Source organism: Pelodictyon clathratiforme (genome assembly GCF_982375515.1).
Window position 1 is genome coordinate 1,948,668 of the sequence record NZ_OZ455102.1, and the last position, 22,138, is coordinate 1,970,805.

A 22,138-nucleotide genomic window follows, 5' to 3' on the forward strand; every position below is an offset into this window, starting at 1 on the left:
CGTCATTACATTCCCGGTCATTGACTGTTGAACTCTCTTAAGGGACATACACTTCCCATATTGCGGTCAGCACAAAACTGATAAAGGCAAACGGCGTCAATACTTTCCAGCAGAGGTACATCAACTGGTCAACCCTCAAACGGGGAAGAGTCCAGCGAAGCCACATCTGCACGAAAATAAAGAAGAACCCTTTCGATATAATCCAGAATGCACCCCAAACAGGCCCGTTTGTCCAGTCGTTAAGGGCAATTGCTCCGAGGTTAGGCAGAGGAGAATTCCATCCACCAAGAAAGACAATGGAGATAATGGCTGAAACCATGAACATGCTGCCATATTCAGCAAGAAAAATAACGGCGAACTTCATGCCAGTGTATTCAGTAAAGTAACCCGCAACCAGTTCCGATTCTGCTTCCGGAATATCAAATGGAGCACGGTTCACTTCAGCAAGCGAAGCGATAAAATAGATGAGGAATGGAAGCCAGGCAATCGGCGACTGAAAGAGGAAAAAGTGTGCAAATCCCCAGGTGCCCGACTGCAAAACGGTAATCTGCTGCATATCAAGTGTACCAGCCATCATCGCACCACAAAGAAGCGCAATTGCTGCAGGAATTTCATAACTCACAATCTGGGCAACGCTGCGGACCGCTCCATAAAGCGACCACTTGTTGTTGGAACCCCAACCGGCAGCAAGAATACCAACAACTTCAATTGCCACAATGCCGATTGCAAAAAACAACCCGACATTCAGGCTTGCCCCGATAAAGGCGGAACTGAAAGGAAGAACAGCAAAAGCAAGGAAAGAGCCAACAAAAAGTACACCAGGGCCAATAACAAAAAGGAACTTGTCGGCTGATGCAGGAACGATATCCTCTTTCTGCAGAAGTTTCAGAATATCGGCAATCGTCTGCAGAATACCCCATTTGCCAACCTCCATAGGACCAAGGCGATCCTGCATGAACGCTGAAATCTTCCGTTCACCATAGACACCGTAAGTCAGCGAGTAGAGTGCAATAAAGACAAGGGGAATGGCTGCGAGAATAACTAACCCAAGTGGCAAGCCAAAAAGATAGAACCCGGCAAGAGCTTCCGACCAGGAATTGAGACTGTTACCCATAAGAAAAGGCATGCTAAATTGCGATAAAGCCGTTGAACTCATCTATCAACCTCCCCAAGAACGATATCGATACTGCCAATAATAGCAACAAGATCGGGTATCAATTGGCCTTTTGAAAGGTCCTTCATTGCTGAAAGGTTGACAAAGCAGGATGAACGCGCCTTGCAACGAAGAGGTTTTGTCGATTTTCCATCACTCATAATGTAAAAACCAAGCTCGCCACGGGGATTCTCTGCGCGGGCATACACTTCGCCTGCTTTAGGACGGATCCGTTTAGGAATGGCCGATCTCGGATTGAAACCCTCAGCAGTTGGCATCTTGTCGATACATTGCTCAATAATTTTAAGGCTCTCGTCCATCTCATAGGCACGCACCAGATGGCGCGAAAGGCAGTCACCAACCACAGAAACCTTGCCATCGGGCACCGGAACAGAAAAGTCAAGCTCCGGATAGACCGAATAAGGGTCGTTTCTCCGTAAATCCCACTTGACACCTGAACCGCGAAGCATGGGACCCGACCAGCCATAGTTGATAGCAACGTCCGCTGGCATGATACCGATCCCTCTGGTTCGTTTGACAAAAATCTCGTTCTCGGTAAGCAGGTTGCAAAGCTCTACCGCTTTAGGCCTGAAATAAGTGACGAACTCCCCGACCCTCTTGAAAAAATCAGAAGGCACATCATAGGCGAGACCACCGATCCATATATAATTATAGAGCATTCGGGCTCCTGATGCCCATTCAAGGAGACCAAGAATAATTTCACGATCACGAAAACAGAAAAGGAAAGGCGTAAATGCGCCAAGATCAATTCCATAAGTACCGATAGCAACAAGGTGTGAAGCTATCCGGTTCAGCTCGGCAACAATAACACGGATAAATTCGACTCGGCGGGGGATCTCAATATCAAGAAGCTTCTCAACGGCCATAGCGTAAGCCTGCTCACTGTTCATGCTGGCCAGATAGTCGAGGCGGTCGGTATAAGGCACAATAGCCGGATAGTCAACATGCTCACAAGACTTTTCAAAACAGCGGTGGAGGTAACCAAGATAGGGCTCCGCCTCGGTAATCACCTCACCATCGGTAAGACACTCCAGCTTGAGAACACCATGGGTTGAAGGATGCTGCGGGCCCATGGCAAGGATCATCTGCTCTGTAGCAAGATCTTTTTCAATCACAACGACATTGTCGTTTTTTCGGGTAACCCTGACCGAACCCACTCCGGCTATATCTAATTCCTGCATACTTGAGCTGCTTTTACTATTTAAACCACTGTTAGTAGGGTACCTTTATTCCGTGATAGCTCTCCTGCACCTTATAATCCTTGCGGAGCGGAAAACCTTCCCAGTCCTCGGGACAAAGAATTCTTCTCGGATCGGGATGGCCGGTAAAAACCATGCCGAACATATCATAAGCCTCCCTTTCATGCCAGTTGGCTGTATGCCAGACACAGGCAACACTCGGTATGAATCCACCATCACGGGCACACTTCACCTTGACAGCCAGCTTATGATTGAATAAGCCAAGAGATTCAAGATTGCAGACAATACCTACTTTCTCCTCGGCCTGATAATCCACACCACTCAGGCAGGCCATGTAATTAAACTTGAGCTTTGCATGATCACGCATGAAGAGGGCGATATCAACCCAGAGATCTGTGTTGAGAACCTCAAAAAACGGCATGGTCTCATTGGCATCGAAAGCCGACACTGCAGAACCAAATCGTTCCTGGATAATCGCATAAGCCGCTGCACTCTCTGCTGCCGACCGCGAAACAACCTTACCTTCTTCCATCTTGACAGTATGCCTGTTTATTTAATTATGCTCCGGCAGCCTTACGCTCCCGCTCAATAACAAACTGGGGATCAACACTTTTTTCAGCCAGCTTCTTCAGTGCGTCCGCCCTTGAAAGACCAATCTGCTCCATCCGGATAAGCTCCTGAACCTTCATCAAACCACCAATAAGTGACTCAGGTCTTGGAGGACATCCTGGTACAAAAACATCAACAGGAATAACACGATCAACCCCCTTAAGCACATGATAGCCATGCTCCCAGTACGGACCGCCGCAGTTGGAACAGCTTCCCATCGATAACACATAACGAGGTTCAGGCATCTGCTCGTAGAGACGAATAACCCGTTCCGCCATCTTCATGGTTACGGTACCGGCAACAATCATCAGATCGGACTGACGGGGAGAGGAACGAGGGAAAATACCAAAACGCTCCAAATCGTAATTGGAGGCATTGGTCGCCATCATCTCGATAGCACAACATGCGAGACCAAAACCCATAGGCCAGAGCGAAGAGAGCCGAGCCCAGTTCAAAACATTGTCAACCGATGTTATCAGCACATTGTGCTGTGTTATCCCGGCATCAAGTAAACCCATAACATCTAAAAAATATGGTGAATAGGAGTTAACCCCTGAGAGCGCCTGACTTTCCTGACGGCATTTCAGGCATTTTCGGAATATTTGGAGTAGGCCTTACCCAATCCAGATCCCCCTTTACCCAGGCATAAGCAAGACCAAGCACAAGGATACCGGCAAAAACAAGAGCCTCAATCAGCGCAAATTCGCCAAGTTGCTTGAACACGGTCGCCCAAGGGTAAAGAAACACAACCTCAACATCAAAAATGATGAAGATAAGAGCTACAACATAAAACCGGATATTGAACTTTACCCAGGCACTGCCTACAGCCTCTTCGCCACACTCATAGGTTGAGTTTTTGGCTGGATTCGGTCTGCTTGGGCGCAGCATTCGAGCTGTCAGATAACCACCGGCTACAAAGACAACTCCGAGGGCGAGGAAGGCAAAGACATTGCCAAAATTACTCAGGGTCTGATCCATACAAGGCCATTTTGAGTTAATCCCGGTCTAAAAAGCAACACATTTTGATTCTGCATATAACTTCAGTGCAGGTGCGCAAATATAAAAAAAAAATCCTTTGATCACAGAAAAAAAGAGGCTTCATGCTGCACACTCGAGTATTTATTCTCAAACCATGTGCATTCATTCAAAAAATACAGTATTTTCAATAAATAATTATTCTTTCAGGCAATCAATGCCCTTCGCCGTAAAATTTATTGCCAATTTGCATAAATACCCTTAAAAGTACATACACCACAAGAAAAACAATCACAAGGACAACCACTTGCGTGACAAGCCATGAGCCAGTAAGCGCAAACACTCCCTGCCCAAGTGTGGCAATAACCACCATCCAGATAATCGGTGACCAGGCAATTCCAAGAATAATCGGCAGGCCGGTTTTCATAAACCGCTTCTTGGTCTCAAAATCAGGAAAGAGTTTCATAGTATTTTAAAAAAAGAGGCTTCCGATCTGCTCAGCCAATGCTGCATCGAGCGTTTTTAATAATTCATACTCCCTTTTCAGCCCTTTCATATCCCCTCTCGCCAAATAATACATGGCGCTCTTGCTGTGTGCTTCAGCATTTTCAGGTTCAAGATCAAGCGCTTTTTCAAAAGCCTCCTTTGCCTTGTCATACTCACCAAGATCAAGATAGGCATCGCCCAAAACGCAATAAATTTCAACATAGTCAGGGTCAATCTCCAGCGCTCTCTTCAGCGTCTTCAAAGCCGCCTCTTCCTTGCCAAGCGTAAACTGTACAAAACCAAGATGTTTGTATGCCGGTATACAGCCCCTGTCGAGCACAATGGTTTTCAGCAGATCACAGGCCGCTTTTCGATAAACACCCATCGAAATATTGGTGACCGCACGTGCATAGAGGGCCTCCGGGTCACGAGGCCTGACCTTAATGCAGCGGTCGAGCAGCTCAATTGCCTCCGTGTTGCGCTGAAGGTCAATATAGAGTAACGCCAGAGCATATTGGTGAGCGGTATTCCCGGGCTCCTCCCGAAGTGCCAGCTCCAGTTGCTCTCTCTCTTTGTCAAGTACAGCGTTCAATGGCTCTAAATTTTACGGTTTACATGCAACACTCTCAAAAGCTGACTGCAGATTGAAGAGAGCCTGAAGTTCATCGAGCACCTCATCGGCAAGCCAGCGTCCAAATGCCGGGGAATCATTAATACAGCGGACATACTGGAATACAGGAAATCCGGCCTGTTCAAGCTCCTTGCAGGCATCATACTCGGTTTCACTATTATCGGCAAAAAAGCCATAGGGAAACATAACCACTCCATCATAACCCTCACGCTTGAACTCCAGCAGCGCCTTTTCAATCGTATCAGAAGTCCACTCCCCTCCTGTCGAATGATTCATGCAACCCTGACGCACATCGTGAAAAATATTTTCAGGATCTGCCATGATCTTGCGTTTCATCACCTCAAAAAATGCAATAGTCTCCTCAAGACCGGTAAAAAGTTTCGGAGGATTTCCTGCACGATTCTTCACCAGCGTGCCATGAATAACCAAAACAAGACCGATTTTCCCACCTTTACAAAGACGCACAGGAGCGGAAAGCTGGCTGAAAAGGTACTCAATATAAATACGGTGAAGGCGATCCTTTTGCCACAGTTTGCTCATCACTTTTACCTTGCTGAAGGACGTATCACCATAAAGGTCGATAACCATCTGACATGCCACACCGCAGGAAAACGCCGATTCCACAGGGATCATAGGCACAACAACAATACCGTCATAATCATGACGCAACTGCGGAAGCATCACATCGAGATAGGGGGGAACAAAATAATAGGCATCGACTACGGTAATAGAAGCCTTTGCAAGCAAAGGGCTCCCGCTTTCAGAAATAGCCGCCGCAACTATTTTTGTCTGGGCACGATTGATGGCAAGGAGCGAAGAGCAATAACGATTGAGCTTCCAGTTGATATAATGCCTTGTTGAACGAAAATCAGCAATAAAGTAGATCATTGCTGTCGGTATTTTAACAATCTGGCGAGTAACAACCTTAAGAATTTTCCGTGAACTCGGCCAGAGGTTCCTTACAGTAACCTTTTCAACCTCTCCGTATGTAGTGACCACAACGGCATATCGCTTCTTTTTCACAATCCTGTCCACCACTGTAACTCAGCAACCATGAGAACAAAACCAACGATAGCCCCCACAAGGGTTTGCATTAAGTTATGGGCTTTCAGAAAAATTCTCGACCACATCAGTATCGGCACAAGAAGCAACAACCACAAGGCAACAGCGCCAAACTGCATAAAAAGCAGCCCAACAGATGAGGAGAGGGTGAAGAGATGAATACTGATCTTCCATTGCAGGGTAATGAGCAGGATAAAGACCGTATTGACCGCATTAAACAACAAAATACCCGTAAGAATCCTCGGAGGATGCAGTTGTTTCATAAACTCATAACCAAGGGCATTGACCGCAATCAGCACCAGCAATGGCAGAAAGCGCTGCTCCCTGTAAGGAATATTATAATCAGAAATCTTCCCCACCTTTTTCAGGCCGGAAATAAGAAGGACTGGAGCAACCGTACTTGAAAAAAAGAGCACCATCAGGTACGAAAGACTTTTCACGTCATGACCATATCCAAGCAGAACAACCGCGATATAGACTGCAGGCGCAACAACTATCGGACTGATAACCCAGGAGATAACGTTTGCAAAACGGTGTAGGTTAAACGGCATAGGCTCAAAAACGTATAAACCGAAATGAAAATTTTAGCGTCATACGCCGCAAAAGTATCCCGAAATATAGTTTTTTTTAGAAAAAAAACCACGTATATTCTTATCCTGTAATGCGAGAGTGGTGAAATTGGTATACACGCTAGTCTTAGGAACTAGTGCCGTGAGGCGTGAGGGTTCGATTCCCTTCTCTCGCACCACTCAGAAACAGGCCAAAGTGGCGGAACTGGTAGACGCGCTGGACTCAAAATCCAGTGAGTGAATAACTCGTGTGGGTTCGATTCCCATCTTTGGTACCAATATCAGCAACCCAAGCAATTTAGCGGGACACTTCTCCATGAACAGAATGTATTCACCATGGCGTGAAGTTTACATGCAGTCTTTCAAGGATGACAAGCCTGCTGCTGAAGATGGTAAATCGGTTTTTGCCGATATTCCCCCGGAGGAAGATGAAAAGCGCTTTGTTCTTTACAGGGCAAAAAAATGCTTCATCATCATGAACCTCTACCCCTACAACTGCGGGCATCTCATGGTGATTCCCTATCAGCAGACCCCCGACCTGTTAGAGCTTGACAAGGAGACAAAACTTGAGCTCATGGAGTTGACCGATCTCTCCATCAGGGCTTTGAAACTTACCGTTCGGCCCCAAGGGTTCAATGTCGGTGTTAATCTTGGAAGTATCGCCGGAGGAAGCATCGATAACCATATCCATTTCCACATTGTTCCACGCTGGGAAGGTGACACCAATTTCATGCCCGTCCTCGCCGACGCAAAAGTTCTCAGCAATGATATGCGCTCCACCTATAAGAGCCTGAAAAAAGCCTTCACTGACCTTACCCAGGCAGAAGAACAATAGCCTCCTGCATGGAATGGAAACCGTTCCCTGCCCGATAAGCGGCTCTACCAACTTCACACCCTGCCTTCAGGTGCCCGACCGTTTCGACTCTACCGGAAAAGAGCGATGGCAGCTTCTGCGATCATCTGCCTCAGGGCTGATTATGCTCAACCCCCGTCCTGACAGCTCCGAAATAGCCCGGCATTATCACTCTGAACACTATGACCCTCACCTGCTGGCACAAAACAACCCCTCCTTCAGAGATAGAGCATACCTCGCCGCACGATCACTCCTTCTTGGTTACCGAGCCTCACTCATCCTGAGAGAGTGCCGGACACCCCTGCGGCAAGTTCGCGTACTTGAAATCGGCTGTTCAACCGGAGATCTCCTGAACTATTTTCACCGACGAAAAAGGATTCCACTCCATAACCTTGCCGGAGTGGAACCCGACAGCGAGGCTGCGGCATACGCAAGGGAGCGCTTCAGACTGAATATCTCCCCTTCACTGAGCGATGCAACAGACAAAGAGAGAGTGTTTGATCGCATTGTATTGTGGCACACCCTGGAGCATATTCACACCATCCACGACACCCTTGATTATGCCGCTAAACAGCTTGCAAAGGAGGGAGTGCTGATTATTGCCCTGCCCAACCCGGAAAGTTATGATGCAAAACAGTACAAGGAAAACTGGATAGCCTGGGACGCACCACGGCATCTCTACCACTTTGTACCCGAAACCCTTGAAAAGCTGCTGGAACAGCATAACCTGCGGGTTGTCAATCGCCAACCCTACCTCCCCGACTCACTCTACAACACCTTGTACAGCGAAAAACTTCGCTGCAAGAGAGCGAAAAAAGGGTTTCATGCTCCGCAATGGGGAAACGCACTGCTAAAAGGAGTTGCAGCAGCAGGTATCGGAGCGCTGCTGCCAGTGAAAGCATCAAGTCTGATTTATTTCGTCAGAAAATCACAGCCATAAACGAACGGCCAGTGTCAATTCCATATTGGCACGATTGTAGGGGCAGGCCACAGCGTACCCTTTTTCAATATGCGAGAATTGACGAAATATAAAACGAGATATTGAAGTGGACCCCAACCGGTGGACAAAAAGTGGCTGAGTTTAAGTTGGTAACCTGACCTGTTCATGCAGCGGAAAGGCGCTGCCCCTCTTTTACCTTTAACTCTTCTGTCTGCTTGTTCTTGTTATACTTGTCAACTATTCTTGCACCACCTCCAACGGCTGTCCGGTAAACCTTATCTGGCGTACTGTAGCCCAACGACTGATGCTGCCTTTCAACGTTGAACAATACAAAATATTCCTTTAATCCGCACTGTAATTCTGCTGCGGTGGAGTAACCTTTGAGATATATATCCTCATATTTGACACTCCTCCAGAGTCGTTCGACAAAGATGTTGTCCAGTGCTCGGCCACGTCCATCCATGCTAATACTGATGGATGGGTGCTCCGTGAGCGCTCCGACAAAGGCGGCACTCGTAAACTGGGCGCCTTGATCGGTGTTGAAGATATCGGGTGTCCCGTATTTTCGTAACGCTTCTTGCAGACAGTCAACGCAAAAGGTGCTTTCCATCGAGTTCGATAATCGCCAGGAGAGTACTTTCCGGGAATACCAGTCGATGACTGCCACCAGATACATAAAGCCCTTTGGAAGGCGAATATAGGTGATGTCAGTCGACCAGACTTGGTTGGGTTTTGTGACATCAACTCCCCGCAAGAGATAGGGGTAGATCTTGTGCTCCGGATGCGGTTTGCTGGTGTTGGGGCCCGGTGCCATACCGGCCAGACCCAACCTTCGCATAAGCCGCTGAACCCGTTTCCGGTTGATCTGGTAACCCTCGCTACGAAGATAGTGCATGATTTTACGACTACCATAAAATGGATGCTTGGTGTACTCCTTGTCAATCAGTTCAAGCAACTGCAAGTCTTCTGCATCAGGAAACAACACGATAGACGGCAAATATATCGTCGAACGATTAACGGACACAAGGACGCATTGCTTTGCCACCGGCAATGGCTCTTTGTCGCTGACCCACCATCTGCGCACACTCATAGGGACAGTCCGGACTTTTTTTTAAGCCAATCCAGCTCGACCTTTAACCGCCCGATTTCCGTATAAAGCTTTTCAGGATCTGCAGCCGGTTCAACTGGTTTTGGACCCCGTTTGGCTTCAAACAAGCTTGATGCCTGTTCCTGCAACTCTTTCTTCCACTTACCGACCTGAACGGGGTGTACTCCAAATTCCTGACCGATTTCATTCAGCGTCTTGACCCCTTGAATAGCCTCAAGTGCCACCTTGGCCTTAAAGTCACTGCTGAAATTTTTTCGTGTCCTTTTTGTCATTACCTGCTCCTTTTTGGGGCAAGTTAACAACTTAAACCACTGTCTAAAATTCGGGGTCCACTATATAAAAAAACATTAACTCAATTTTCATAAGCATGACGGTTTCTCTTTCAGACACTGAATAAAAATGGCCTGACCGATAACAGGATGCGGCTGAGTTCATCTTCATTATGCTTCATAAGCTCATCCATCCATAGCTCATTTTTGTTATCGGGACAACCATCTGCAAGAATTTCGCCAATTTGCTCAAAACTCTTTCTGCATTTTGTCTTTAACTTCTCTGGTTCAGACAGCACTCCAAGAACAAACACCCTGTTTTTCAGATCATCCGGAATATCGCATGTCACCCTATGTAACCGTTCTTTGTGAGAACACCCTTCGTAACAGTCAAAATCAATCAGCAAGAGGACAATACATGCCCTGTATTTTCGCATTTCCGGAACAAGTTGAGCTGTAAATTTCGACACCACCTTTCGCCAGCCTCCCGCGAATTTGTCAATGATAATCGAGCGGGCGTTAATATTCAGGGAAAGCGTAAAACCGATTGCAATTTTTTCGTTAGCCTCGTCTTCCGGCAAAACAATGACATGCGGCTTTTCCCTGTTTCCACTCATAGCTCTATATCTCCACGAATAAGGGATTCAGCGAGATTGCCGTTGAAAGGTATATCACTGAGCAATCTTATCAATGTTGGTTCCAGATGGCTTTTCCGATCAAGCACAAAAATGTTGTCATTCGAAAACTTGCGGATAGCTTCTTCATTGTGTGAAGTTACCAGAATTTGGCCGCTGCATTTGAATGACCGGCGCAATGCTGTTATAAAATGTCCAACCTCTGACAAGGAGAGATAGTTGTCTGGTTCGTCCCAGAAGCAGAAAAGCGGTCCATAAAACTTATTAGCAGCAAGGACAACAGAACAGAGAAAAAAGCATTTTTCGCCGTCTGATAAGTCTTTAAAGTCAAGTTTAAGTGTTGCCTGGTTTGCTTCAAATTGAACAACCATACTTTTGGCATCTTCGCCAATCACCTTGTTCTGAATATCCTTGATATCAGGGATCACTTCACGGAGATATTTATCAAGCTCCGTATAAGCTGCTGGATAAAGACTGAGCAGGCCGGAAAACCACTCTCCGAAGTTTGATCCATCACGTTTGGCTTGAAAGGTTTCACCGCTGGACTTTCCCGTCATAAAACCCGGAATTGGAGCTAAGATAATCATGTTGGCAAGCCATGTTCTGAAAATACGAAGGGGATCAGTTTCTGACTTTTCCTGAATTACCGGAAGCGCAACAAGATGCCAGTCAACTGAAAACTGAGGCTGATGATTTCCCGGGCTTTTGGCAAGAGTAACGGAAGCCTCTTTTCGGAGATAAACCGGCTGCTCAGAAACGATAAGTTGCTCTTCAAGAACGCGAAGCTCTTTGAATTTTTCCGGCAAATCAAAAGCAAGCACATATTTGTATAAATTCTCGCCCAGCAATATCTCTATTTCAAAGCGCATCGGCACATCGGATCTTCCACGTGAAAAATCCTTGGACTGAACAAGCTCTTTTACTCTGTTTACACCTCTGCCGATAGATTGAAACAGCTCCAGCACATACGATATGGTGGATTTACCTGAACCGTTTTTTCCGATAAGAAGAGCTGATTGGAATTCTTTTAAATTAAGCTCAAAATTTTCCAGACATCTGTAGTTGTGTACATAAAGTCTTTGAATCATCACACAGCAATTTTCTATTAATCAAGCAATACATCCTGAATGACCAACTACGTGAAATTACTGAAGATCACGATCACTTGAACAAGTTAATCAGGAGCAGAACGCACATGAATTATTGTTCCGGTCAATCAACCCTGTAAAGCAACCTCAACACGTGAACGCCCCAAGGCCTTTTCGAGCTGAACGCCTGCTACAAGATAGTCGTAAACGGCCTGCAGATAGTTGGTTTTTGCCTTGTTGAGCTGGAGTTCGGCATCCGTTAACTCAAGACGGGAGCCAATACCCTCCTTGAAACGGAGGAGCGATATGCTGTAACTGCGTTCCGCAACACCTATGGTTTGGGACTGCACCTCAATTCTCTTTTGCGACTCCCTGAAATTTAATACCCGAACCTCAATTTCAGCCCTGATGTTTGCCCTCAAATCTTCAAGCCTTGTGCGGGTCTGCAGTTGGGCTATCTTTGCCTGCTCAACCTGGGAGCTGATGCGATACCCTGTAAAAATCGGCATGGTGAACTGAAGGCCAACTGAAGAGGAGGATGGCCAAACCGAATCAACGGTACGGACATCATCATTAAATGCTGTTTGCGTCTCCAGCTTGCCGAATGCCGAGATCACAGGAAAGCGTTCGGCACGCACAGCGCTGACTTTTTCACCCTCTGCCTTGACCTGAAAATCAAGCTGGCGAAGATCGGGCCTTGCATCAAGCGCTTCACGATATGCCGCAGCAATATCCGCAGGATAGGTGGCCGAAGAGAGTTCAAGCTTGCCACTCAGCACGATGCTGCTGTCGGCAGGAACTCCCATCACATTTTTCAGCTTGGTCATGGTAATCGCCACCCGGTTTTGCGCTTGCAGAAGATCGGGGCGAAGATTTTCAACCGAGAGAAAGGCCTTGAGGGTATCGATATCAGCGGCAATACCCTGACGGAACATGGCGCGAGTATCCTTTCTTGACTGCTCCCAGCGGTCAATACTCTGCTCAATGAGCTTCAACTGATCTTTGGAAATGAGGGCATCAAAATAGGAGATCTTGATGTCGGCAACGACGGACGCTTCAGCATTCAGGTAAGCTGCCTCGCTCATCTTCCGGACAATACTTGCCGCTTTGATACCGGTAAAAGCAGATACATTGAAAATTGGCTGACGAAGATCAAGGGTAGCGTGTCCGGCATTATCGGAACTTGTTTCGAGTGTGCTGGGAAAACCCTGGCCCGGTGGCAAGAGCAGCACGGAGGATTTCAGTGTGCGGGTATAGGTAAATCCGGTTGTAAGCTGAGGCAGCACCTCCGACCATGTCTCCCGGATTTTTTGCCCGGCCATATCCCTGTCAAGCCGCGCAATTTCAAGCATACGACTTCTCTCAAGCCCGATACGCACGGCATCGTCAAGGGTTATTGATTTTGTCTCCCCCGCAGCGGCGGCAGCATGCAACGACAAGGGAGAGGTGAGCACAAGGACAGTCAGCAGCAACAAAAGTATCAGTCTCATCCTGTTCATAAACGGGTCAGTCTTGATGAAAAAAAACTTGCCTCCAGCTTTCTGGAAACGCAACGGCACGAAAGAATATACAAAGAGCATCAGGTTTCATAACAATCAGGGGCTGTATCGCTCACTCCATAAATGGCTGAGGCGCTCCCGAATATATTTTTCCCGCCCCTCATCACCGGGACGGTAATAGGCTTTCGGCTCCATTCCTTCGGGAAAATAGTGCTGCGAAACAAAATGGAAAGGATAACTGTGTGGGTATTTGTAGCCAGCGCCGTACCCTTCATTTTTCATGAGTTTGGTCGGCGCATTGCGCAGATGAAGTGGAACTGCGAGATCCTGCATCACTTTGGCCTCACGCATGGCTTCATTGATGCCCTGATAGCTTGCATTTGATTTTGGTGCAGATGCAAGGTAGGTAACTCCCTGGGCAAGATTGATGCGTGCCTCGGGCATACCAATCATCGCTACTGCCTGAAAAACAGCGATGGCAAGCGTTATGGCATAGGGGTCGGCATTACCGATATCCTCGCTTGCGAAGATGACCATCCGCCGTGCGATGAATTTTGGATCTTCCCCTCCCTCGATCATGCGGGCAAGCCAGAAGAGTGCTGCATCGGGATCGGAACCCCGCATGGATTTGATAAAAGCGGAGATGATGTCATAATGGTTCTCTCCTCCCTTGTCGTAGATCGGCGCCTTGTACTGCAGGGCACGCTCAAGCAGCTCCCTCGTCAGCACCATTTCTGAAGCGCCTTCCGGGAAAAGGGATATGGCCGCTTCGACAGCGTTCAATGCTTTACGTGCATCGCCGCCGGAAAACTGGAGCAGAAAATCGAGGTCGGTAATCTCAATGGAGAGATCCCGTAACAGACGATCCTCTTTCAGCGCGCGCCGAATAACCAGCTCAATCTCTTCACTGCCAAGAGGCTTGAGAATATAGACCTGCATCCTGCTCAACAGAGCGCCGTTCACCTCAAAGGAGGGGTTTTCGGTCGTTGCGCCGATAAGCACGATGAGCCCCTGTTCTATCGCATGGAGCAGCGTATCCTGCTGCGCCTTGTTAAAGCGGTGAATTTCATCAATAAAGAGGATGGTTCTGCGACCTGAACGGCGTGATTTCTCAGCCTGCTCAAGCGCCTTGCGCACCTCCTTTACTCCGGAATCGATGGCTGAAAGCTGTTCAAACGAGTAGTTGAGTGATGTGGCGCAAATTTCAGCGAGGGTGGTTTTACCGGATCCGGGAGGGCCCCAGAAGATCATTGAGGGCATCTGGCCACCGGAAAGAAATTTGCGAAGCGGCCCGTTTGCTCCAACCAGGTGCTCCTGCCCTGCCATATCATCGAGGGTATGCGGTCGAACCCGTTCGGCAAGGGGCTGAAAAGAATCCCCGGCAGATGAAGTGGCAGAAAAGCCGAAAAGATCGGACTGCATGTTTTCCGTTTCCGCCATTTAAAATCCCTGCTCCCTGAGCCATCCCTCATCAATTTTCGAAGCGACTGCGACAGATGAGGGGGGGCGACCAAGCTGGCGGGCCACATATTTGCCAAGAATATCGAACTCAAGGTTCACCCGGCTTCCTGATTTCAGCTCATTAATGGTGGTTTGGGCAAAGGTATACGGGATAACCGCCACAGCAAAAAGCAGGGGCTCAAGCTTTGCAACGGTCAGGCTGATGCCGTCAATCGTTATCGAACCGGCAGAGACAATAAAGGGGCTGAAAGCGTCAGGAAATGCAATCCAGATTTCGCGGCTGGAACCAAGCTCCCTGATTTTTTCGACAACGGCAGCACAATCAACATGGCCGAGCACAAAATGGCCGCCAAGGCGATCCTGGGGACGAACCGCCCGTTCAAGGTTAACGAGAGATCCATGATGGAGCGAGCCGAGCGTTGTTTTGGAGAGGGTCTCCTCGACAGTATCGACCTCAAACCACCCCTCTCCAAGAGCGACAACGGTCTGGCAAGCGCCGTTGATGCTCACACTCTCGTCAACAGAAAGGTCAGCAAACTCTGCAGCATTACTGAACTGCACCCTGAGCCGCAGACCTCCCTGACGCCGTGTCACTCCCCCCACCCGGCCAACATCCTTGATAATTCCAGTAAACATGGTATTCCTATTCACTTCAATAAACAAACAGCATCACAATGATACATCAAAACCCGGCTTTCCCGGCTCAATATATCACCCTTGACCGTAGACCACAAACCCTGCCGCTGGTACCGTAATTTGTACCGCAGAACCCTCAATTGGCATAACAGAAACACTGCGGCCAAGCTGAAGAGCATCAGTAGAAAAAAGGCAGTTCATGGTACTTCCCGCTGCATGAATAGCGCTGTCTACCACAATCCAGAGGGTAAGCTCGCGCTCGGTATCGGTATTGATTGCACAAAGAGATTCCGAACCGGCAAAAATTCGTGACCAGGCAATCACCCAGTGCAATTCACCATTGACTGGCTGAGGATAGTAAAATTCACCATCACGACCACTCTCCGACACAGGCCGCAGATATTGCCGGCCACGGGAAAGCTCAAGATGCTCGCGACGCAGACGGATTACTTTCTGCACAAAGCGGTAAATCTCGTTCTTCTCATTAAAAAAGTGTTTTCCGCTACTCCTGAAGGAGCCGAAATCACCTCCAAACATGCACTCCCGCAGAAACACATCACTATAGGAGTTGTCATCCGTACGGGGATCAGCGCCGTTAAAGCCCTGTTCTGTACCGTAATAAATGCAGGGAATACCCGCTGAGGTCAGGTTAAGACCAAGCGCTGCAGGAAGCAGACGGGCGCTTCGGGCAGCATCACCGGCAAAACGAAACTTGTGATTGACGCCAACCTGGTCATGATCATCAAGCATGGTGACAATATGCTTTGAATACCATTGATGGCTCCTTCGGTTATCGAGAATACTGTTGCGGAAAAGATCGAAATAACCCTCCTGCTCTGCCGTTTCGGGATTTCCGGGGCTCCTCCACCCTTTGACCAGAAACTCAAGTTTATCGGGAAGATCATCAATACCAAGCGCAGCATCAAGACCGGTAGTATCAAGAATGGTTGCCGCATAAGAACGACCACCTGTGATTTCACCAATAATCGTAAAATTTTCCTTACCGATTGATTCAGCAAATTCATGGATAGCGGTCGCAAAAAACCTCACCGCCCCCGGCTCCATATGCTTGACCGTATCAAGCCGGAATCCGTCAAGATCGGCAAAAGCAATCCAGAAGCGATAGACATCGGTCAAATAACGAAGCGCCAGAGAAGGGGTAAACTCCTTGACACGCCGTTCGATATCCTGAACGACAAAAGGATCACGAAGGGCATCTCCAAGATGAATATCCTTGAGCGAACAAAAATCACCATCAAGAAACTCAGGAAAAGAGTCCCACTGCATGATCTCTCCATGACAGGTCCAGGTATCGGGTGACTGCAGCTCCTCAGGCCAGACAGCCCCGTCAGGCCAGGCTCCGTTCTCAAAACAGGCTGGAGCTGTGTTGAAGGGAATGCTGCCCGCCTCACCACTGGAAAGCCGGTAACCGCTGACCGGCCACTCTCTTCCTTCCGAATAAAAATGGCGCTGATTACCCTCGTAAGCAAAAACGTCACCAGCATGATTGATGATGATATCAAGAATCACCCTGATGTCAAGCTCGTGCGCCGCCTTCACAAACTCCTTCAGCTCCTCTCTGCTACCGAAATGAGGATCAACATCAAGAAAATTCTGGATACCGTACCCATGATAATCGTTACTTCCCGTTACCTGCCGGAAAACAGGACTGACCCAGATAGCCGTTATGCCAAGCCTCTTGAGATAACCAAGTTTCTTCTTCATCCCGGCAATGGTACCGCCACACCACTGTTTTCCTGATTCAAACCAACTCGTCCATTCCGCCGTACCACTGTCGGTCAGGGGGTTAAAGGGTGGAGTCGTACGTTTTCCCGAGTGCCTGGCCACCGGCCTCCCTTTTGTATCACCAAATCCACCATACTCCCGGCCATCAGAAAAACGGTCAAGAAAAAGAAAATAGAGCACCTCATCCGACCATGAGGCTGGGGAGGGATAAAAAGGACGTTTTTCAACGAGAGACTGAAAATCTATATCACTGAGCCGTCGTTCAACGGCAGGAACAGATATACCTGCAGCTTTTGCACTCATTATCATGATGATTTTTATGGTTGAAACACTTACGCAAGAACCTTGAGCGCTGCACTGTAGTCCGGTTCTTCGACAATTTCTGCCACCTGTTCGGTGTAGCGCACGATCCCGTCAGCATCAATAATAACAATGGCGCGCGAAAGAAGCCCCTTCAGAGGGCCGGTAGCAAGAGTAACACCATAATCCCTACCAAATTCGGGAGAGCGAAAAACGGAGAGCGAAACAACATTTTTCAACCCCTCGGTTTCACAAAAACGTTTGTGGGCAAAGGGCAAATCGGCGGAGATACAGAGCACAACCGTATTGTCGAGCGATGAAGCCTCCTTGTTGAATTGCCTGACTGAAGCAGCGCAGACTGGCGTATCAAGACTCGGAAAGATATTGAGAACTATTCTTTTACTTCCGAAATCAGCAGGTCCGGCTTCGGTGAGATCGGTTTTCACCAGACAAAAAAAAGGAGCTTCTGAACCTTTGGCGGGAAGAGTCCCGACTGTTTCAACTGGAGTGCCCTTGAAGGTAATCTGTGCCATAAAAATAGTTTCCGGTTAGGATTGATAAGGAATAAAGAGCAATAAACAAAGCGAGCGAAGATACAACAGCAATTCAGGCGAATGCGTTCACTACAAATTCTGGCGCCATCAATCCCACTGACTGCCGCCGCGAGAAACCGTGAACCCTCCTGCACCAAAAAAGAAAACGGCAAGTGAGCCAAAGAGATAGAGTATCTGGAGTTCAAGAGCATATCCACCATGTGCTGTCACCGAAAAAAGCTCTTTGGTATGAACAAGATAAATTGCCATAAGCATAACAATTGACATTGCGAGGGCTGCCTGGCGGGTATAGAGGCCCAGTATCATAAAAAGCGGGGCCAGAAGCTCCCCGACAAGAATTCCATGTGAGAGATAACCCGGAAACCCCGCCTTGAGAAGCATCTGTTCCACAAAACCATATCCGTGCTGCAGTTTATTGACTCCATGAAAAAGCATCATGGTGCCAAGCGAAAGGCGCAGAAGCAATTTGCCAAGGTCACTATTATCAACAAAACGGTCAATAAAAAGGAACCTCCTTTTTGGATATTTTTTTACCATCATAACCACTGTTTTTAGAGTTATCTCCGCTCGATTCCCCCCTTCAGGATGCAATGTAAGCCTCAAGCAGCAGATCATGACCAAAAAAGTGTGGTCTCCCGAAACGCAGATCCACAGCCTGATCCGGCATGCTGACACCAAGCGGCGCAAACGCGCTCAGGGCATCTCCACCAAAGAGTTTCGGCGCAACAAAGATAAGAATTTTATCAACAAGCTTTTCACGTACGAATGCAGCCGACAAGCGGCTCCCCCCCTCTACCAGCACCGAAAGAATGCCTCGTTTATGCAACTCCACAAGCGCCTGGCGAAGATCAAGCTTGCCGACATGCTCATCAACAAAAAGCACCGTCACACCTCTCTCCCTCAACTGTGCAACCTTTGGAGAAGCCGAAAATGAAGTTGACGCAACAACAATTGTTGGCGCCTCAGATCCGAAAATTTTCGATTCGAGGGGCAAACGTAACTGGCTATCAAGAACAACTCTCTGAGGATTACGCCCGGAACAGTTCCTGACGGTCAGTTGCGCATCATCTGCCCGAACTGTAGCCTCACCAACCATCACCGCGTCATAGATACTCCGAAGGCGATGCACCTCACTTCTCGACTCTTCCCCCGTTATCCAGCGGGAGGCTCCAAGCGAGGTCGCAATTTTACCATCAAGGGTCTGGGCCAGTTTCAGGCAAACAAAAGGTAACCCTGTGGTATGGCTTTTGATGAAAGCCTCATTACAGCCGATACACTCCGCTTCCAAAACCCCTTCAGTAACCCTGATCCCCGCTGCCTGCAGCTTTGCAATCCCCTTTCCAGCCACCTTGACATGAGGGTCCCGGCAACCGATGACAACACGGGGTATCCCCTTCTCAACAATCAGATCGCTGCAGGGAGGAGTTTTGCCAAAATGGGAACAGGGCTCAAGTGTAACATAGAGTGTCGAATGATGAAGCAACGCCTCATCCTCCACCGACGCAATGGCATGGACTTCGGCATGAGGCCCGCCAAACTGCTGATGGTAACCTTCACCAATAATCTCACCGTCACAAACAATAACCGCGCCAACCATGGGGTTAGGGCTAACCGATCCGGCACCCAGCACGGCAAGTTCAAGGGCGCGCCTCATAAAAAAAAGATCATCATGCTGCACCATCTTCACCCCCTCTGGTCACTCTGCACGTTGACCTGCACCAGCCGGATGCCGGAAAGCCTGAGCAATTCAGCGATATGCTCTATTTTATAGGGTTTATCATAGTAGATGGTCTTTATACCCACATTTATGAGCACTTTCAAACAGTGGATACAGGGACTGGCCGTAATGTAGATATCGGAATCCTTGATCGATACGCCATGCTTTGCAGCCTGGGCAATGGCATTGATTTCAGCATGGATGGTGTTAACACAGTTCTCCTCGACAGTCCCATCAGGATGAATGCTGCGGTAGATACGGCAATTGCTTTCGTTACAGTGAGGAAGTCCGGATGGCGCTCCGTTGTACCCGGTCGAAAGAATACTGTTCTCCCTGACGATGACCGCACCGATATGACCCCTGGTACAAGTCGCCCTGCGTGAAATAAGATGGGCAACGCTCATAAAATATTCCTGCCAGCCAAGTCGCTTTTCAGTTGCTGAACCTTCATTTCCTTCCACACCCGGGCAGCAACATCCGCTCTTCGTTTCTTCCGGCATAGTCACGTTATTTAATACATTGTAAAAACAGAATCAGGATTTTACCTAAAATAGTCAAAAAGATCGTGCTCACGCAACCTGTTCAACAATCATGCAACGCAATTACTTTACCCTCTACCACGCAGCAATGGAACTGCATCAGCGTCTTGCGGGCGGCCATCTTGAAGAAATCTTTTCAGAGCATAAAAATGAAGTGACCCTCAGTTTCATCACTCTCAGCGGTCAACACCTGCAGATTATTGTTGTCACCCATACCCCTCTGCTCTGCCTCTATACAAGAGAAGGTAAAAAGAAAAAAAACGTCAATTCAGCAAGCCTGATGACCGAACTCGCCTTGCAAACCGTGAAAGGCGTTTCCATCTCTCCCTCTGACCGTGAGATCCATATCCATTTTGCCATTGACGCCTTTCTGGTACTGCAACTCTTCAGTTCAAACACAAACCTCTTTCTTGTCAGGGAAGAACGCATAACCTATGCCTTCAAGCATAACAGTTCACTTGCTGGCCAGCCCTGCCCGGCAGCTCATGACAAGAGCAGTGTTTTACGGGAACTCGAAAGGCTTGCCATGAACAAAACCCTTTTTCTTGAACGCTATAACCATCTGAAAAGCGAAAACAGCGCAGAGAGCGTTGCTGCCACCCTTCCGGGCTTTGACCGTACACTGGTGCATGAGCTGCTGCAACGCGCCAAAAACGAGCAAAACCCGGAAGCGCTCTTCACCAGCTTTCAATCTCTCTTTTTCGAACTGCTCGACCCGCAGGTTACCGTGTCAGAAAAAGAAAACGGGGAACCGGAATTCACTCTCCTGCACAACAGCCATGCATCCTGCCGCTCTTTTGACTCTGTTCTTGAAGGGCTTGCCCACTACAGCATCACTATGCGCCGCTATCTGGAGACAAAAGAGGAGCTGAAAGGGATGCGCTCAAAACTGCTGCGACAACTCGAAAAAAAACAGAAAGCTCTCGAAGGATTCAGCCCCGAACTGCTTGACGGGTTTGCCCGGAACTATGAACAGTGCGGCCACCTGCTCATGGCAGCTCTCTACCAGCCAGGAAATGATCGAAAAAGCATCACGGTCGAAAACATATTTGAACCTGGAGCGCCAGACATAACCATTGCATTGAAAGAGGCTCTGACCTTGCAAAAAAATGCGGAAGCCTATTTTTCAAAAGCATCAAACACAAAAGAAAAACTCCGAATAATGAGGGAGAGGCACCTGCTGCTGCAAAAAGAAAAGAGTGCACTCGAAGAGCTTCTTGCCGCAACAGAGAAGATCTCCAGCCCAAAAGAGGCTCGCCGCTTTCTTGAACAACAGAATCTCCGTCCGGGCGGCGCTCCGGCACTAAAAAATATCCGCACGGCACCAATATTCAGAACAGTAGACCTCACTCAAACCATTACCCTTCTTGTCGGAAAAAATGCGGCAAACAACGAGCTGCTCACCTTCAGCCATACCAAGCCCAATGACATCTGGCTCCATGCCCGGGGAGCCTCCGGCTCACACTGCGTCCTGAAAGGCACAACACTCAGCAACCTCGCAGCAATCCGGAAAGCCGCCGAAATTGCAGCATGGTACTCCTCAGCAAAACACTCCTCACTGGTTCCGGTGATCTACACCCTGAAAAAATATGTCCGGCGCGGCAAAAAGCTCGCTATCGGCCAGGTGATCGTCGAGCGGGAAGAGGTGCTGCTCGTAAAACCATCAAACAGGCTCTTCAGCGATCCTGTTTGATCAGCAACAACGGGATGGAGATATTTTGCCTCAGAGTTCTTGAAACGCTGCCGAAAAGAATTCTTTCCGGCAAACTGTGACCATGGGCAGCCATTGCCACAAGATCATAATGCCTCTCCTCAATCTCCCTGAGAATCTCCTGCTCCGGCTCTCCGCTCCTGATCACCACACGCACCCCAATCCCCTCTGCCTCCAGTTTCTGGCGATATTGATCGAGAATACGCGTTGTCTCTGAACGAAGAAAGCGCTCCTGGTCGAGGGTGTGGGAATGGACAACATGCAGCAGATGCAGCGTGGCGCCAAGCTGCAGGGCAAGCGCCGATACCTGTTCGACAAGAAAATCATCAACCGGCGAGCAGTCGATGGCAACAAGAATCTCCCGGTAAACCTTCATC

General features: G+C 48.4%; 24 protein-coding genes and 2 tRNA genes. 5 read left to right on the top strand and 21 right to left on the bottom strand.

The genetic code is table 11. The features are described 5' to 3' along the window. Positions 1 to 37: 37 nt before the first annotated feature. The 9 genes from nuoH to AC56AD_RS09435 all read right to left on the bottom strand — a co-directional run bounded on the left by nuoH (position 38) and on the right by AC56AD_RS09435 (position 6,687). A complete protein-coding gene (nuoH, locus tag AC56AD_RS09395) occupies positions 38 to 1,156 on the bottom strand; it encodes an NADH-quinone oxidoreductase subunit NuoH (protein ID WP_012508579.1) in 1,119 nt (372 codons plus the stop codon). Then, positions 1,153 to 2,355 (bottom strand): NADH-quinone oxidoreductase subunit D, encoded by a 1,203-nt coding sequence (locus tag AC56AD_RS09400; protein ID WP_012508580.1) that lies wholly within the window; start codon positions 2,353 to 2,355, stop codon positions 1,153 to 1,155. Before AC56AD_RS09400 ends, nuoH begins: the two co-directional genes overlap by 4 nt. A 31-nt stretch (positions 2,356 to 2,386) precedes the next feature. Continuing rightward, the gene (locus tag AC56AD_RS09405) at positions 2,387 to 2,905 is read right to left on the bottom strand and encodes an NADH-quinone oxidoreductase subunit C (protein ID WP_012508581.1); all 519 of its coding nucleotides are present in this window, start codon (positions 2,903 to 2,905) and stop codon (positions 2,387 to 2,389) included. Between the two features lie 25 nt (positions 2,906 to 2,930). Further along, on the bottom strand, positions 2,931 to 3,500 hold the full coding sequence (locus AC56AD_RS09410) for an NADH-quinone oxidoreductase subunit B (RefSeq protein ID WP_012508582.1): 570 nt from the start codon (positions 3,498 to 3,500) through the stop codon (positions 2,931 to 2,933). A 28-nt stretch (positions 3,501 to 3,528) separates the two neighbouring features. After that, entirely contained in the window at positions 3,529 to 3,960 is a 432-nt protein-coding gene (locus AC56AD_RS09415) for an NADH-quinone oxidoreductase subunit A (protein ID WP_012508583.1), read from the bottom strand. Positions 3,961 to 4,171: 211 nt separating this feature from the next. After that, complete coding sequence (locus AC56AD_RS09420; protein WP_012508584.1) at positions 4,172 to 4,423, bottom strand: hypothetical protein; 252 nt, start codon at positions 4,421 to 4,423, stop codon at positions 4,172 to 4,174. Positions 4,424 to 4,429: 6 nt separating this feature from the next. Beyond that, a complete protein-coding gene (locus tag AC56AD_RS09425) occupies positions 4,430 to 5,035 on the bottom strand; it encodes a tetratricopeptide repeat protein (RefSeq protein ID WP_012508585.1) in 606 nt (201 codons plus the stop codon). A 12-nt stretch (positions 5,036 to 5,047) separates the two neighbouring features. Continuing rightward, positions 5,048 to 6,097: a ferrochelatase gene (locus tag AC56AD_RS09430; RefSeq protein WP_012508586.1), complete on the bottom strand. Its 1,050-nt coding sequence runs from the start codon at positions 6,095 to 6,097 to the stop codon at positions 5,048 to 5,050. Continuing rightward, on the bottom strand, positions 6,094 to 6,687 hold the full coding sequence (locus tag AC56AD_RS09435; protein WP_012508587.1) for a hypothetical protein: 594 nt from the start codon (positions 6,685 to 6,687) through the stop codon (positions 6,094 to 6,096). Before AC56AD_RS09435 ends, AC56AD_RS09430 begins: the two co-directional genes overlap by 4 nt. Before the next feature lie 112 nt (positions 6,688 to 6,799). Here AC56AD_RS09435 and AC56AD_RS09440 point away from each other — a divergent pair. The 4 genes from AC56AD_RS09440 to AC56AD_RS09455 all read left to right on the top strand — a co-directional run bounded on the left by AC56AD_RS09440 (position 6,800) and on the right by AC56AD_RS09455 (position 8,498). Next, a tRNA-Leu gene (locus AC56AD_RS09440) sits at positions 6,800 to 6,884 on the top strand. Positions 6,885 to 6,895: 11 nt separating this feature from the next. Continuing rightward, a tRNA-Leu gene (locus AC56AD_RS09445) sits at positions 6,896 to 6,983 on the top strand. A gap of 38 nt (positions 6,984 to 7,021) precedes the next feature. Further along, complete coding sequence (locus tag AC56AD_RS09450; protein ID WP_012508588.1) at positions 7,022 to 7,540, top strand: HIT family protein; 519 nt, start codon at positions 7,022 to 7,024, stop codon at positions 7,538 to 7,540. A 13-nt stretch (positions 7,541 to 7,553) separates the two neighbouring features. Next, a complete protein-coding gene (locus AC56AD_RS09455; RefSeq protein ID WP_012508589.1) occupies positions 7,554 to 8,498 on the top strand; it encodes a class I SAM-dependent methyltransferase in 945 nt (314 codons plus the stop codon). Between the two features lie 163 nt (positions 8,499 to 8,661). On the opposite strand, the gene AC56AD_RS09460 is transcribed toward AC56AD_RS09455, so the two are convergent. The 11 genes from AC56AD_RS09460 to AC56AD_RS09510 form a co-directional block, all read right to left on the bottom strand. Next, positions 8,662 to 9,878, bottom strand: a protein-coding gene (locus tag AC56AD_RS09460; protein WP_150085534.1) for an IS3 family transposase whose coding sequence is annotated in 2 segments (ribosomal slippage) — positions 8,662 to 9,602 and positions 9,602 to 9,878 — 1,218 coding nt in all. Because the reading frame shifts where the segments join, the coding sequence is not laid out codon by codon here. 110 nt (positions 9,879 to 9,988) lie between these two features. Beyond that, positions 9,989 to 10,492 carry a hypothetical protein gene (locus AC56AD_RS09465; RefSeq protein ID WP_012508590.1) on the bottom strand — a complete coding sequence of 168 codons (504 nt, stop codon included), beginning with the start codon at positions 10,490 to 10,492 and terminating at the stop codon, positions 9,989 to 9,991. Further along, a complete protein-coding gene (locus AC56AD_RS09470) occupies positions 10,489 to 11,598 on the bottom strand; it encodes an AAA family ATPase (protein ID WP_012508591.1) in 1,110 nt (369 codons plus the stop codon). Before AC56AD_RS09470 ends, AC56AD_RS09465 begins: the two co-directional genes overlap by 4 nt. A 128-nt stretch (positions 11,599 to 11,726) precedes the next feature. Then, positions 11,727 to 13,097: a TolC family protein gene (locus tag AC56AD_RS09475; protein ID WP_041526813.1), complete on the bottom strand. Its 1,371-nt coding sequence runs from the start codon at positions 13,095 to 13,097 to the stop codon at positions 11,727 to 11,729. A gap of 96 nt (positions 13,098 to 13,193) precedes the next feature. Beyond that, positions 13,194 to 14,537: a replication-associated recombination protein A gene (locus AC56AD_RS09480; RefSeq protein WP_012508593.1), complete on the bottom strand. Its 1,344-nt coding sequence runs from the start codon at positions 14,535 to 14,537 to the stop codon at positions 13,194 to 13,196. After that, on the bottom strand, positions 14,538 to 15,194 hold the full coding sequence (locus AC56AD_RS09485) for a riboflavin synthase (protein ID WP_012508594.1): 657 nt from the start codon (positions 15,192 to 15,194) through the stop codon (positions 14,538 to 14,540). Positions 15,195 to 15,269: 75 nt separating this feature from the next. Then, positions 15,270 to 17,249: an alpha-amylase family glycosyl hydrolase gene (locus tag AC56AD_RS09490; RefSeq protein WP_012508595.1), complete on the bottom strand. Its 1,980-nt coding sequence runs from the start codon at positions 17,247 to 17,249 to the stop codon at positions 15,270 to 15,272. Between the two features lie 23 nt (positions 17,250 to 17,272). After that, entirely contained in the window at positions 17,273 to 17,773 is a 501-nt protein-coding gene (tpx, locus tag AC56AD_RS09495) for a thiol peroxidase (RefSeq protein WP_012508596.1), read from the bottom strand. A gap of 108 nt (positions 17,774 to 17,881) precedes the next feature. Then, positions 17,882 to 18,334: a DoxX family protein gene (locus AC56AD_RS09500; RefSeq protein WP_012508597.1), complete on the bottom strand. Its 453-nt coding sequence runs from the start codon at positions 18,332 to 18,334 to the stop codon at positions 17,882 to 17,884. A 40-nt stretch (positions 18,335 to 18,374) separates the two neighbouring features. Next, positions 18,375 to 19,475, bottom strand: a complete 1,101-nt coding sequence (gene ribD, locus AC56AD_RS09505; protein WP_012508598.1) for a bifunctional diaminohydroxyphosphoribosylaminopyrimidine deaminase/5-amino-6-(5-phosphoribosylamino)uracil reductase RibD — start codon at positions 19,473 to 19,475, stop codon at positions 18,375 to 18,377. A gap of 2 nt (positions 19,476 to 19,477) precedes the next feature. After that, positions 19,478 to 20,011 carry a deoxycytidylate deaminase gene (locus AC56AD_RS09510; protein ID WP_012508599.1) on the bottom strand — a complete coding sequence of 178 codons (534 nt, stop codon included), beginning with the start codon at positions 20,009 to 20,011 and terminating at the stop codon, positions 19,478 to 19,480. 91 nt (positions 20,012 to 20,102) lie between these two features. On the opposite strand from AC56AD_RS09510, the gene AC56AD_RS09515 reads away from it, so the two are divergent. Further along, positions 20,103 to 21,743, top strand: a complete 1,641-nt coding sequence (locus tag AC56AD_RS09515; RefSeq protein ID WP_012508600.1) for an NFACT RNA binding domain-containing protein — start codon at positions 20,103 to 20,105, stop codon at positions 21,741 to 21,743. Here AC56AD_RS09515 and AC56AD_RS09520 read toward each other — a convergent pair. Beyond that, on the bottom strand, positions 21,727 to 22,137 hold the full coding sequence (locus tag AC56AD_RS09520) for a universal stress protein (protein WP_012508601.1): 411 nt from the start codon (positions 22,135 to 22,137) through the stop codon (positions 21,727 to 21,729). The two genes, AC56AD_RS09515 and AC56AD_RS09520, sit on opposite strands and share 17 nt — an antisense overlap. Position 22,138: the final 1 nt, after the last annotated feature.